This window comes from Pseudorhodoplanes sinuspersici (genome assembly GCF_002119765.1).
In the GTDB taxonomy this organism is placed as follows: Bacteria; Pseudomonadota; Alphaproteobacteria; order Rhizobiales; family Xanthobacteraceae; genus Pseudorhodoplanes; species Pseudorhodoplanes sinuspersici.
In genome coordinates, this window is sequence record NZ_CP021112.1 from 3,196,126 (window position 1) to 3,208,964 (window position 12,839).

Here is a 12,839-nt window from a genome sequence, read left to right on the forward strand (position 1 = left end):
GAGTACCAGTTGTCAGTCCGATACGACCAGTGGCTGCTGAGTTCATCGAGTGAGGGAGAGCGACAATGCGTCGTCGGACTGCGGTACTCATTGTTCTGGCAATGGCTGCCGCGATTGGCGGCGGGGCCTCGATATTCCTACGCTGGGTTGATCCCGAGACGGCTCAAGCGATCGCGCTGCCGGCGCCGAAGGTTCCGGTGGTCGCTGAAAAAATCAGCAAGAGCAATGTGCCGATCTATCTGCGCGGCGTGGGTACGGTCATCGCGTATAACACCGTCGTTGTCCGCAGCCAGATTCAGGGTCAGATCACGCGGATCGCCTTTACCGAGGGACAGCCAGTCAGGGCCGGCGATCTGCTCGCGCAGATCGACCCGCGCCCCTACCAGGCGCAGCTTGATCAGACGATTGCCACGCGCAACCGTGACCAGGCGCAGTTGACCAACGCGCAGGCCAATCTCGGCCGCTATACCGAGCTGGGAAATAAAGGATTTGCGACCCCGCAGTTGCTCGACACGCAAAAGGCGCAGGTCGCTCAGCTGGAAAGCGCCATCAAGGCGGACGAGGCGCTCATCGAAGCGTCGCAGATTCAGCTCGAATATACGCGACTGACATCGCCGATCAGCGGCATCACCGGCATTCGTCAGATCGATGTCGGCAACATCATCCATCCGACCGATCCGAACGGCCTCGTCGTCGTGACACAGATCGAGCCGATCTCGGTGATCTTCACGTTGCCCGAAGGGGATCTGCCGAAAATTCAGGAGCAGATGGCAAAGGGACACCTGAAGGTTCTTGCCTATAGTCAGGACGACAAGATCAAGCTCGATGAGGGCACGCTGGCGCTGGTCGACAATGAAATCCTGCAGACGACAGGCACGATCAGACTGCGGGCGAACTTCCCAAATCGCGGCCATCGTTTGTGGCCGGGCGAGCTCGTCAATGCCCATTTGCTTCTGGAAACCAGGTCGGGCGGCGTGACGGTTGCGTCATCCGCCGTCCAGCAGGGGCCCAATGGTCCTTATGTCTATGTCGTCGGTCAGGACGGAACGGTGCAGATGCGCTCTGTGACCGTCGAACAGAGCAACGACGGCCGTGATCTGATCGATTCAGGACTCCAGGCTGAAGAAACGGTGGTGGTCGACGGCCAGTATCGGCTGCAGCCTGGTTCGGCCGTGCAGCTTCTTGAGGGCACGGCAGCCCGCGCGGATGAACTTGAAAGCTCAGTGCAGCGAGCTATTCCGTGAACATCTCCGCGCCGTTCATCTCTCGGCCCATCGCGACATCTCTGTTGATGGTCGGTCTGCTCTTATGCGGGCTTGCAGCCTATCGGCTGCTGCCGGTCAGCGCGCTGCCCAATGTCAATTACCCGACGATCCAGGTGTCAGCCCAGCTTCCGGGTGCCGACCCGCAGACCATGGCTTCGTCGGTTGCGACGCCGCTCGAGCAGCAATTCAGCCAGATCCCCGGCGTCACGCAATTGACTTCAGCGAGTGCGCTCGGCATTTCGCAGATCACGGTTCAATTCGAATTGAGCCGCAATGTCGATACCGCGGCTGAGGACGTCCTCGCGGCGATCAACGCCGCCAGTCCCAATCTCCCGCAGAATATTCCGTATCCGCCGACGATCCGGAAAGTGAATCCGGCCGATACGCCAATCCTGGTGTTCGGACTGACCTCCGATTCGCTTCCTCTGACGACCGTCGATGCCTACGCAGAAAATATCCTTCTGCCGAAGATTTCCCAGCTTCCGGGCGTCGGTCTCGTCGGTATCGGTGGACAGCAAAAGCCGGCGATCCGCGTTCAGGTCGACCCTCAGGCGCTCGCCAATCGCGGCGTCGGCCTCGAAGATGTCCGCAATGTTCTGAGCCAGGCCAATGTGGACCTCCCGAAAGGCACGCTCAACAGCCCGCACCAGACCTTCACGCTCAACACCAACGATCAATTGCTGAAGCCGCAGGCTTATGAAGATCTGATCGTCGCCTATCGCAATGGCTCGCCCGTGCGCATCCGCGATATCGGCCGGGCAATTGAAGCGCCTGAAAATAACCTGGTCGCCGGCTGGTACAACAATCAGCGTGCCATCATCCTGGCGATCCAGCGCGAACCGAACGCCAACGTGATCGAGACGGTCGATCGCATCAAGTCCTTGTTGCCGCAATTGCAAGCGTCGCTGCCTCCGGCCATCAAGATCAATCTGATATCCGACCGCACGGAGACCATTCGCGCCTCTGTTTCGGATGTGCAGTTCACCTTGATGCTCACGGTCGCCCTGGTGGTGATGGTGATCTTTCTCTTTCTACGCAATTTCTGGGCGACCGTGATTCCGGCCGTCACCGTGCCGTTGTCGCTGATTGGCGTGTTCGCGGTGCTTTATCTTTTCGGTTTCAGCCTCGACAATTTGTCGCTCATGGCGCTGTCGATATCCGTCGGCTTCGTCGTCGATGACGCTGTGGTGGTGATCGAGAATATCGTCCGCCACCTCGAGGAGGGCCTCAGCCCGATGGAGGCTGCTCTGAGAGGCTCGAAGGAGATCGGCTTTACGATCGTTTCGATTACGCTGTCGCTGATTGCGGTCTTCATTCCGCTGTTCCTGATGGGCGGCTATGTCGGCAAGCTGTTCCAGGAATTTGCGGTGACCGTGAGTGTGTCGCTGATCCTCTCACTTCTGATTTCGCTGACGCTCACGCCGATGCTCTGCGCGCGCCTGCTCAAGACCGAAGCAGGAAGGCAGCATGGACGGCTTTATCGTCTGTCAGAGCGCGGCTTCGATATCCTTCTTGGTGCATATGAGCGAAGCCTCAAAGTCGCTTTGCGCCATCGCTTTATCACGCTGATGGTGATGCTGGGCACGATCGGTGTCACGGGCTATCTTTTTGTCGTCATTCCCAAGGGCTTCTTCCCGCAACAGGATACGGGCCTGATCGTCGGCATTGCGGAAGCGGCGCAGGACATCTCCTATGATGCGATGACCGACCGCATGCGCGCGGTAATCAATACGGTGCTCAAAGACCCGGCGGTTTCGACGGTGGGGGCGAATGTCGGCGCTGGCGGCCAGACCGTGACGCTAAATCAGGGCCGCATGTTCATTGCACTGAAGCCGCAACGTGACCTGAGTGCCGACCAGGTGATCCGCCGGCTGCAGACTTCGCTCGCGGCTATTCCAGGTATCACGCTCTACATGCAGGCGGCGCAGGACATCACCATCGGTGCGCGCTTGTCCAAAACTCAGTATCAGTTCACCCTGAGCGATGCCGATTCGAATGAGCTCGACCGCTGGTCGGCCTATTTTCTCGAGAAGCTGAAACAGATCCCTGAGATCACGGATGTCGCGACCGACCAGGAAAATTCCGGGCCGCGTCTCAACGCGACGGTAAAGCGCGATATTGCCTCGACCTTCGGCATCCTCCCGTCGACGATCGATAACACGCTCGACGACGCTTTCGGCCAACGTATCGTCTCCACCATATTCACGTCGCTCAATCAGTATCACGTCGTGCTCGAAGTCAATCCGCGATTTCAGACCGGTCCGGAGGCGCTACGGGGCATCTACGTGAATTCGTCAACCGGACAGCAGGTGCCGTTGAGCACGCTGGTCGATGCTTCGATCACGACGGCGCCCATTGTAATCAATCATCAGGGCCTGTTCCCTTCCGCCACCATCTCGTTCAACCTGAAGCCCGGCGCAGCGTTAGGGGACGCCGTTACCGCGATCAACAAGGTGGAGCGGGAAAGCGGCAAGCCCATATCGCTCGCCACCAGCTTCCAGGGTAATGCCAACGGCTTTCTGGATGCGCTCGCCGGCGCGCCGCTGCTCATCCTGGCGGCGCTCGTCACGATCTACATCATTCTCGGTGTGCTTTATGAAAGCGTCGTGCATCCCGTCACCATCCTGTCGACGCTGCCGTCCGCTGGCATCGGTGCGTTGATCTTGCTGATGCTTGTGGGGATGGATTTCAGCGTCATCGCCCTGATCGGCGTGATCTTGCTAATTGGCATCGTAAAAAAGAATGGCATCATGCTGGTCGATTTCGCGCTCGAAGCGGAGCGGAACGAAGGCTTGACGTCGGAAGAGTCGATCTATCGCGCGTGCGTGCTGCGCTTCCGGCCGATCCTGATGACCACGATGGCGGCGCTTCTCGGCGGTGTGCCGCTGATGCTGGGTGTAGGGGCAGGATCGGAGCTGCGGCAACCGCTCGGCTATACGATCGTTGGCGGCCTTATCGTGAGCCAGATGCTCACGCTGTACACGACTCCTGTCGTCTACCTCTATCTCGACCGGATCCAGACGTGGCTGAACAGGAGGCCGCAACGGGCGCAGGACGCGCCGCAGGAAGGCGCCGAATAGGAATAAACATCAGCGCCGATTACTGCTGCGATGTCTAGAATGCAGACGCCCTTCGCACAAATCCGCTGCGCTGCGCTCTATTGCCTGCGTCGAGGGTGGTTAGTTATCGACACAATTCAGGAGGCGGCGCATGCCACCTTTATCGATCCTTGAACTCGTCCGGGTCATGGAGGCGGTTGATGCGCATGGCCCGCTTAACAATGCGCGCGACGTTGCCGCCCTTGCCGTGCGCCTCGGGTGTAATTGCGTGTGGGTGGCCGAACATCACACAATATGCGTGGCATTGTCAGTGCCGCAACCACGGTTGTACTGGTTCGCATTGCCGAGGGTAGGAAGAGATAAAGGGTAGGAAGAGATAATCGCGCGGTCATGAGGCCGGATGGCACCTGCCTTAAGTCTCTCAGCAACATAAAGCACCAGCCTCGGGCGTGAGGCTGGTGCGGGATGCAACGCAACGAACTTATTTTTTGGCTTTACCGATGGCATCTTGCTGAAGATGCCGAGCCGCGTCGGCAATTACCGCCGCCACCTCACGCGGATGCGATTCATACACGGAATGGCTCGCGCCCTTGATCTCCGTTGTGTGGCTCTTGGCGCGGGCATAATACCAGCGTTCGAGATCGGGATTGATGATCTGATCGCCGCCAGCCACAATTCCCCAGCTTGGTTTCGTCTTCCAGGCGGCGACAGTCAAAGGCGTCGTGAACACACTGGCTGCGGCCAGCACCTGCGAGCGCGCAACGAATTCCGACCGTTCATGCGGAAGATCGGGCGCGAACAGTTTCGGAAAATCCGCCGGATTGAGATAGGTATATCCATCCGGCGTCTTCTGAATCGCACCGGCTGTCTTGGCGAGAACGCTCGGCGTCTTTTTACCGAGCGAGCCTTCGTCCTCTCCGACATCAGGCGCATGCGCTGCGACATAGACAAGCCCGACAACATTGGGATGTACACCGGCCTCGGTAATGAGTGAGCCGCCATAGCTGTGCCCGACGAGAAGCGTTGGCCCCTTTTGCATGTCGAGCACGCGCTTGACCGCCGCAACATCGTCGGCAAACGAGGTTTCCGGCTCCTGTGCCATGGTGACGTTGAACCCTTGGCGCTTGAGAATGTCGTAAACCGGCTTCCAGCCAGAGGCATCCACCCAGGCGCCGTGAACCAGAACGATATTCTTTACCGGCTCGGCTTTGGCCGGGACGGCTGCGGATACGAGCGAGAGCGTGGCCATTGCGGCCAGGCAGGTTTTCCAGACTGTCATTGGCGTGGCTCCTCTGATATTGCGGTGTAAATTCTGCGGGGTTCACCGATGCGTGCACGGACCGGCATCGGGACGAACTGCCTTCTTTGTTGCGGCTGCAGCGTGAATATAAAGGCGATCAATGCGTTAAGCTGTGATCGCACGACGTCTGTGATCATTTTCGTCAGCATGGCACTCACCTCAAGCTTTGACTTAGGTTGATTGCTGACGCGCAGATTAAGGATGGCATGCGGGGGCCACTACTTTACTTAGGACTCGGATTGTCATCCGATGGCTTAGGCAGGCACATCCTTAAGTATGCGTCTGGCTCAAATATTCGCCCGAACCTCACAAGCCGACGCAATCGCCGGACACCTGCGCCCTGACAACACGCCGATGTCTTTTTGCAACGCCCTAACGCGGCTTTGTCTGCCTAGTTAGCCTCTCGAATGACCGAGCGCGCCGATTCAAGCGCTTCGAGACAACTGCGCTGATCTCCGCGGGCTCTGGCATCACGTGCATTCTGGAGCGCCGCCACAGCCTTCGGCGCACCTTGCCAACTCCCTGTTTCGGCTTCTGCGCGGGCCACGGTTTCCGGCGTCGGCTGCCTGCGCATGGTCGCGAAATCGCTCTGTTTCGCCGTCGGTCCGGCCGCCGCGCGGCGTGCGAGGACGGCGTCCAGTTGCGCCTGAACGCGATCGATACCCGTGCTGCAGTCATCTGCAGCGGCCGGATCAGCCAAGCTCACCAGAAATATGACGGGCACCGAATAGACCAGCGCCTTGCTCATCAAATTCAATGTCATGACTCGTCTCCTCGACGTTTGAGACAATCCAAACAACCACCTGCCAATGGACCGATTGCCGCTCAAGCATTGCTGCGAATGTCATGAAACGCGGATCTGCTGCTCCAAAGGCGTGAAGCGAATGTTTGGCGCGCCGGGCGCGAAATCCATAACCCAGAGTGATGGGCGTCCTATACGGATATTTTAGATTCCGGCCTCTGATCATCCCTTAATGCAACCGATCAAAGGCATGACTTTCTGTAAATAGCGTCCCATCAGATTTCATCGGCTTATTCCAGCGCGCCCATGCTCGTACCGCCAAGGCTTAAGGCCGCTATACGATCCGATAGGGTACCCGCCCGCACGTATAGCTAACCCATAAAAGGGCGCTGCGTTACTTCTGGCGCATCGCTAACGGCACATCGTCGTTAGACACACGCAGAGGAGATGACTATGTTGAAATCACTGCAGACCCTTGCTGTTGTTGCTCTCGTTGCCACCACTACAACCGCTGCTTTCGCCGACGGCCGTGGCGGCCTGGAGGACGGCTTCCATGGCAACACCGCCTATGAAGCCACCCTTCCGAACTTCCCCGACACCGCTCGCGGCGCTTTCGCATCGGCGCATAAGGTTGTGAACAGCCGCGCCGTGTATGCGCCGAACGGCACTTATCTCGGCTCGGATCCGGATGCGAATGTTCGCCTGGAGCTGCGTCGCGACGAATGCCGCTGGGGCTGCTGATCTGCCCATGATCTCGGTTGCAAGGGTCTCGGGGGCTATGACCCCCGAGAGCTTTGTGCCGGCTTCCCGGTCCGTCGAGGCGAAAGGGAAATTTTCTCCAGCTCCTGACACCATTCCACTAGGCTGGCCGCGCAAATTCCGGTGAGCAGTGAAGCGCCGCTGCGCTCGACTCGCCTGACGACGATCATCTCGCGGCGGACTTCAGTCGAAGCCATTAGCGCCATAGCTTTGATGGAATCAAAGCCATGGCTCTAGCTTTTCTATTTTGACGCGTTTTCTTCACGCGAACTGGCCGTTGCCGGACGAAGCCGGCTATGGCCGGCGAAGGCCGGTACCCACTTCGCCCGAAAACGCTGTTAAAAAGAAGCTTGGCACTGAGGCCCACGTTGTCAGGAATCGGCCTCGCAGCTTTGGCTGGATTTCTCCAGGCGCGCGACCAGACGCGACCGGTCCCAGACTTCGATGGGCTTCTCGTTCAAAATTGCCTTCGTCTGGGCGATGGCGGCTCGATCATCTTCCGCTGTAATGACGGTCGGAGGCAAAACGTGTCCATCATTGCCAATGGGATAGGCGCGATAATCTCGCATGAGATTTCTCCTTCGCCACTTTGTAGCACGGCAAGGATCGTCTTGAAAGTTGTTAAGTTGTTGAAAACAAAAAGCTATTTTACTCATTGCGCTGCTAAGTCGCAAACGTGGGAACCAGTGGGCGATGAGTATGTTGAGTGAAATGAGTAAGCTTTTTCAGGAGGATTAGATGGCTCCTCTCACGCGCGGTGAGCGGCTGCAGATCATGCTGTCGCCAGAAGAATTGGCATTGGTCGATGACTTCCGGTTCGAGCACCGCATGCCCAGCCGGGCGGCCGCAGTTCGCGAGCTGCTTCAGATCGGTCTTGTGGCCGCGGGAGGCGCAGCCCATGGGACCGGCGTAAAATCAGCCAATTTCGGACTGTTCGGCCGGGGTGTTCACAGCCACGATGGCAAAAGCGAAAAAAGTGGAGAGGAATAAATCGGACCAGTTTGTTGAGACTGCTGTGAGAGGGCGTGACAATGAGCAAGGTAGACACACTTGCCACTCTCGACCGCCGTATCGCGGTCGCTCGGGCAAACCTCAACCTGTTGATCGAGCAAGCGGCGGCAGCGACGGGATCGACCAATGAGGAGCGATTGGCCGATCGCATTGCTCAGGAGACTGAGGCCATCGAGCGCTTGGAGAAAGAGCGCGAGGCGTTCGAAAAAAGCTCCTGAATTTCCGACGGGTGATTGCGCCGGCAAGGATGGCACTTGACGATGGCAAAGAGCTCACGCCTGACGCGGCAACAGTGGGATCGAGCCGGTAACAGCCGCGATCTCAATCGGGCCGATCCTATCGGGACAATTTCGCTGTTCTCGCAGCGGCGATTAGGGCGACCGTCTCACATTTCCCGCGATGGCGCGGCTGAATTCCCGGCGGGCCGCCCATTGCGCCCGTTTATCTCAAAAGGGCGAGAGCCTCTTTCAATTGATGTAATTGCCGCTCGGCATCGGGGCAGGCGTGGCCTGCTGCCTTTAGCTTATCGATGGTTTGCTGTTGCCGCGCGATCTCGCTGAGCAGCCTCGCAAGTGACCGTTCTTCGTCGGTTTTCGCTGGAATTGCCATAACCACTCTCCGTACGTTGCAGACGGGAGCGCAGTTCGTCTCTCAGTCGCAGGGCCCAATGGGCCGGTGACCGCTGATATTAACAGTGTGTTGAGGCCTCCCGCGATCACGACAGCGGCATCAGGCTCGTCGGTTTGGCTGCTGCCTTTGTCTTTTGAATCACGAGGCCTTTCGACGCGAATACGGAGAGCGATTGGTCGGGCGAAGCGAGATGCCTTCACGTTGTGCCTTGCTGCGAATAGCGCCTTCCGGCCGCTGAAGCTTGAGACTGATGACGCCGGTCGGGGTGTTTTGCTTTGCGAGCGCTTTCAATTCCTTCACTTCGTTCCGCTCCCAAGCTTCGCCGGAGCGTGTGCGATATTTCGGGTTCGCTTTTCGGGCCCCTTTCCGGCCGATGGGCGAGCCCGGCCGCTGCCAACTTTTCTTCGCCATTGGTTTCTCCCGGAATTGGAATGGGTGTGCTGATTTAAATAATTTGCCAGGCGTAAGTTCCAAGCTCATCCGGGCACATGTCCAGGTGGCGAGGTAAACTCGCTCACCGATATCGCCGCAGCTTTGAGAGGCAGCGTGTGGTGCTGAGCACCAAGCCTTGCGCGACAGCAGCTTCGGCGAGGCGGCCGGCCTTTCTCGACAGGAAAATCGAAGTCATCGTGAATGTAAGCACAACGGGCGCATTTGTGCCCACGGCCCGGCTCCCCTTGCACTCTGCGCGATGAGGTGCTGAATAACCGGCGAGGGTCGAAGGACGCGTCGCCCATTTTGAAAAAATACGCGACTTTGTGCACGGGGTTTCATGGACTTCACTCAACTGCGCTATTTTCATGAGGTCGCGCGCGCGGGCACCATCCGAAAGGCTTCGGAGCGATTGAATGTCGCGGCATCCGCGCTCAGCCGTCAGATCCAGCAGCTTGAACATCAGGTCGGAATGGCCCTGTTCGATCGGAACAGCCAGGGCATGCGGCTGACGCCCGCAGGCGAGATTTATGCGCGGCACGCCAAGCTCGTCATGCTGGACGAAGAGCGGGCCCGGAACGAACTGGCCGAACTGAAAGGGCTGAAGCGCGGCATCGTGCGGGTGGTGTCCGCAGAAGGCGTGGTCAGCGACTATCTGATGCAAACGATCGCTGCTTTCCGGGCCAGCTCTCCCGGCGTGAGTTTCCAGCTCGGCGTGATCGGGACCGACGACATTATCAAGGCGGTGAAAAACGGCGATGCCGACATCGGTCTTGCGTTCAATGGCCGCCTGGAGGCGGAAATCGAATTTCGCCTGCAGATCTTCGATCGTCTCTGTGTGGTCTGCGCGCCATCGCATCCCCTCGCAAAAAAGAAATCGATCAATCTTCGCGAGGTGCTGGGCTATCCGCTTGCCATTCCGGTCACTGGTTTCGGCATTCGCACGTTGATCGACGAGGCGTGCCGGATTTCCAGGCTTCGACTGAATGCCGCGCTGATGACGAACTGCATCGATGCCTTGCGGGCCTTTGCATTCAACGGCATTGGCGTGTCGGTGATCACCCAGCTTTCCGTGCGCCGGGAATTGGCCAGCGGTCAGCTGATCGCCGTGCCGCTGACAAATCCGACACTGCGCCATTCGTCCATTGACGTTATGGTGCTTGGCGCGCGCCGCCAGCCGCAGGCCGTGGAGGCTTTCCTCAAACAGCTTCGCGACGAGGCGGTCGCGCGGAAGACACAGATCCTCGTGTAAGAGCGTTTTCGAGCGAAGTGGATACCGGTTCGCGTGAAGAAAACGCGTCAACACAAGAAGCTAGAACTCCGGCTTTGATTTTATCAAAGCCGGAAACGCTCTGGCGTTCAGACCGTCCGCTCGATGGCGACGCCGCGGCAATCCATCTCGTATTCCAGTTCGCGGACCGGCGGCCGGTTGAAATGCCATGTCAGGCCGGCGCGCATGGCGCCGCGCTTTGCGATCTCGTCGGCAACGAACGGGTGAATGTCATGCACTGTGTAGAGCTGCACGCCCGTCGTCTGTCCCCATCCGAAACCGAGCGCGCCCATGCGCCGCTCCATTTCGCCGAGGACCCATTGCGCTTTCTGGCGCAGTCCGGATGGGCTGACATCGCCGCGGGCAATAAGGTGATCGGCGTAATTGCCAAGTCCCTCCGGCGCTTCGCCGCTGCCGGCGACAACGAAACTTGGGGCGGCATTCGCATCCTCAACCGTATAGGAGAACGCGTAGAAGCTGGGCTCTGCAGGCGGCGAGACTTCGGGACAGACATTGCTGCGCGCGACCGGATTGTTGTCGCCAAAGATCCCCCAGTCCTTCAGCGTGCCGACATAGATCTTGTTGAAGGCTGTGAAGCCTTCCTCCGTAAACGGCGCGGGCGAGCGCAGTTCGCACGCGGCGAATGACGAAAGCGGACGCCCGGCATCTTTGATGATCTGTTCGATCCGGCGGAAGCCTTCCTGCAGGGGAACGGGATTGGCAAACCGAACGCGCTCGAGCCGGTAACCGGGCTCGGCGGCAACGCCCGCCGAATACTGGAAGACGCCCTTGATATAGCGATAGCCGCCAGGCGCGAAAGAAATGACGTCAGCCATTTTTATCTCCGAAAGTGTTCTTGAAGAGTGCTGTTGTTGATCAGGCGTAGTTGATGACGAGATGCTTGATGTCCGTCATCTCTTCCATGGCGTAGACCGTGCCTTCGCGGCCCAGTCCCGATTGTTTCCAGCCGCCGAATGGCATGTTGTCGAGCCGGTAGATCGGCACATCGTTCACCATCAGTCCGCCGACATCCCAGTCCTCGATTGCAGAGAATGCGCGGGTGATGTCGCGTGTGAACAGGCCGCCCTGCAGGCCGTATTTGCTGTCATTCGCCCGGGTGACGGCTTGTTCGAATGTGTCGAACGGATTGACCGTGACGACGGGTCCGAAGATCTCTTCGTCTTCGACCTTCATGCCCGGCTTCGTATCGGCGAGCACTGTGGGCTGAATGACTGCGCGCTCGCGCGTGCCGCCGACCAGCACCTTCGCTCCCGCCGCCTCCGCTTCGCGGATCCAGCTTTCGATGCGGATGGCCGAGCCTTCGTCGATCACCGGACCGACGTCGATGCCTTCCTGCATCGGATTGCCGACCTTGCAGGCACGGACCTTCTCGAGCAGTTTGGCGACGAACGGCTCGTGCACTGCGCGCTCGACCAGAATGCGCTGCACGCCGATGCAATATTGTCCGCCATAGACAACGCCACCGCGGACACAACGCGCCGCCGCATAATCGAGATCGGCATCGGCGCAGACAATGACGGCGCCGTTGCCGCCAAGTTCAAGCGCAACCTTCTTGTGGCCGGCGAGCGCCTTGATATGCCAGCCGACCTTTGCCGAACCGGTGAAGGTCACCATCGCAAAGCGGTCGTCCTTGACCATCTTTTCCGCGAGAGGAACCGGACAATGCACGATCTGCAGGGCATCATCGGGCAAGCCGGCCTCGGCAAGGATTTCGCCCAGCAGAAGCGAGGTGAGGGGCGTTTGCGGTGCCGGCTTCAATACGACCGAATTGCCGACCGCAAGCGCGGGAGCAACCTTGTGCAGCACGAGATTGAGCGGAAAATTGAAAGGTGCGATCGCCAGGATCGGCCCGATCGGAAAACGCCGCGCAATGCCGACGCGCCTTCGGACCGAGGCCAGTGCGTCGAGGTCCGCCTTGGCGAGATCGAGAGGCGCCCCCGATGCCGTCGTGGTCTGGTATTCATAGACACCGGCATCCATGTCGAGCGGCACTTCGTGGCCGCCGAAGCGGCGTGCCTCCGCTGCGGCGTTCGTCAGATTGAACAGCGAGCGCGCCACTTCTCCGCGCGCATCATAGAGCGGCTTGCCGGCTTCGGCAGCGATCGTGCGCACGGCTTCGTCGCGGCGCTTGCGGAGGATCTCGGCCGCGCGAACCAGAATGTCGGCGCGGGCAAAGCGTGGCAGACGGCGCATGATCGCAAAGCCGCGCTGGGCTGCGACGATTGCCTTTTCGACGGCGGCTTCATCGGCCACCGGCATCTCGCCGACCGGCGAGCCGTCGTAGGGCGAACGAATGGTTTCAAAGGCAGCAGCGCGCCTTTCTTGCACGTTCATTTTTGCGTCCAGCTTT

General features: G+C 59.2%; 13 protein-coding genes. 6 read left to right on the forward strand and 7 right to left on the reverse strand.

The window, feature by feature from the left end; translation table 11 throughout:
* Positions 1-65: 65 nt before the first annotated feature.
* Together CAK95_RS15490 and CAK95_RS15495 are read left to right on the forward strand one after the other, a co-directional pair.
* Positions 66-1,244 carry an efflux RND transporter periplasmic adaptor subunit gene (locus CAK95_RS15490; protein WP_245303419.1) on the forward strand — a complete coding sequence of 393 codons (1,179 nt, stop codon included), beginning with the start codon at positions 66-68 and terminating at the stop codon, positions 1,242-1,244.
* Positions 1,241-4,345, forward strand: a complete 3,105-nt coding sequence (locus CAK95_RS15495) for an efflux RND transporter permease subunit (RefSeq protein WP_086088714.1) — start codon at positions 1,241-1,243, stop codon at positions 4,343-4,345. The genes CAK95_RS15490 and CAK95_RS15495 overlap by 4 nt, the downstream gene beginning before the upstream one ends.
* Positions 4,346-4,805: 460 nt before the next feature.
* On the opposite strand, the gene CAK95_RS15500 is transcribed toward CAK95_RS15495, so the two are convergent.
* Entirely contained in the window at positions 4,806-5,603 is a 798-nt protein-coding gene (locus CAK95_RS15500) for an alpha/beta hydrolase (RefSeq protein WP_086088715.1), read from the reverse strand.
* Between the two features lie 412 nt (positions 5,604-6,015).
* Positions 6,016-6,387: a hypothetical protein gene (locus CAK95_RS15505; protein ID WP_086088716.1), complete on the reverse strand. Its 372-nt coding sequence runs from the start codon at positions 6,385-6,387 to the stop codon at positions 6,016-6,018.
* 432 nt (positions 6,388-6,819) lie between these two features.
* Here CAK95_RS15505 and CAK95_RS15510 point away from each other — a divergent pair, with 432 nt between their 5' ends.
* Complete coding sequence (locus CAK95_RS15510) at positions 6,820-7,107, forward strand: hypothetical protein (protein WP_086088717.1); 288 nt, start codon at positions 6,820-6,822, stop codon at positions 7,105-7,107.
* Positions 7,108-7,496: 389 nt separating this feature from the next.
* Here the strand turns inward: CAK95_RS15510 and CAK95_RS15515 are convergent, their stop codons facing one another.
* A complete protein-coding gene (locus tag CAK95_RS15515) occupies positions 7,497-7,694 on the reverse strand; it encodes a hypothetical protein (RefSeq protein WP_086088718.1) in 198 nt (65 codons plus the stop codon).
* A gap of 169 nt (positions 7,695-7,863) precedes the next feature.
* Between CAK95_RS15515 and CAK95_RS15520 the strand changes: the two genes are divergently transcribed.
* Together CAK95_RS15520 and CAK95_RS15525 are read left to right on the forward strand one after the other, a co-directional pair.
* On the forward strand, positions 7,864-8,115 hold the full coding sequence (locus CAK95_RS15520; RefSeq protein ID WP_086088719.1) for a hypothetical protein: 252 nt from the start codon (positions 7,864-7,866) through the stop codon (positions 8,113-8,115).
* Positions 8,116-8,156: 41 nt separating this feature from the next.
* Positions 8,157-8,354, forward strand: coding sequence for a hypothetical protein (locus CAK95_RS15525; RefSeq protein ID WP_086088720.1), 198 nt, complete (start codon positions 8,157-8,159; stop codon positions 8,352-8,354).
* A 223-nt stretch (positions 8,355-8,577) separates the two neighbouring features.
* On the opposite strand, the gene CAK95_RS29250 is transcribed toward CAK95_RS15525, so the two are convergent.
* Both CAK95_RS29250 and CAK95_RS15530 read right to left on the reverse strand, forming a co-directional pair.
* Complete coding sequence (locus CAK95_RS29250; RefSeq protein WP_157699638.1) at positions 8,578-8,745, reverse strand: hypothetical protein; 168 nt, start codon at positions 8,743-8,745, stop codon at positions 8,578-8,580.
* Between the two features lie 159 nt (positions 8,746-8,904).
* Complete coding sequence (locus CAK95_RS15530; RefSeq protein WP_086088721.1) at positions 8,905-9,177, reverse strand: hypothetical protein; 273 nt, start codon at positions 9,175-9,177, stop codon at positions 8,905-8,907.
* 361 nt (positions 9,178-9,538) lie between these two features.
* Here CAK95_RS15530 and CAK95_RS15535 point away from each other — a divergent pair, with 361 nt between their 5' ends.
* Complete coding sequence (locus CAK95_RS15535; protein ID WP_086088722.1) at positions 9,539-10,450, forward strand: LysR family transcriptional regulator; 912 nt, start codon at positions 9,539-9,541, stop codon at positions 10,448-10,450.
* Positions 10,451-10,557: 107 nt separating this feature from the next.
* On the opposite strand, the gene cnbZ is transcribed toward CAK95_RS15535, so the two are convergent.
* A complete protein-coding gene (gene cnbZ / locus CAK95_RS15540; RefSeq protein WP_086088723.1) occupies positions 10,558-11,304 on the reverse strand; it encodes a 2-amino-5-chloromuconate deaminase CnbZ in 747 nt (248 codons plus the stop codon).
* A gap of 40 nt (positions 11,305-11,344) precedes the next feature.
* Positions 11,345-12,823: an aldehyde dehydrogenase family protein gene (locus tag CAK95_RS15545; RefSeq protein ID WP_086088724.1), complete on the reverse strand. Its 1,479-nt coding sequence runs from the start codon at positions 12,821-12,823 to the stop codon at positions 11,345-11,347.
* Positions 12,824-12,839: the final 16 nt, after the last annotated feature.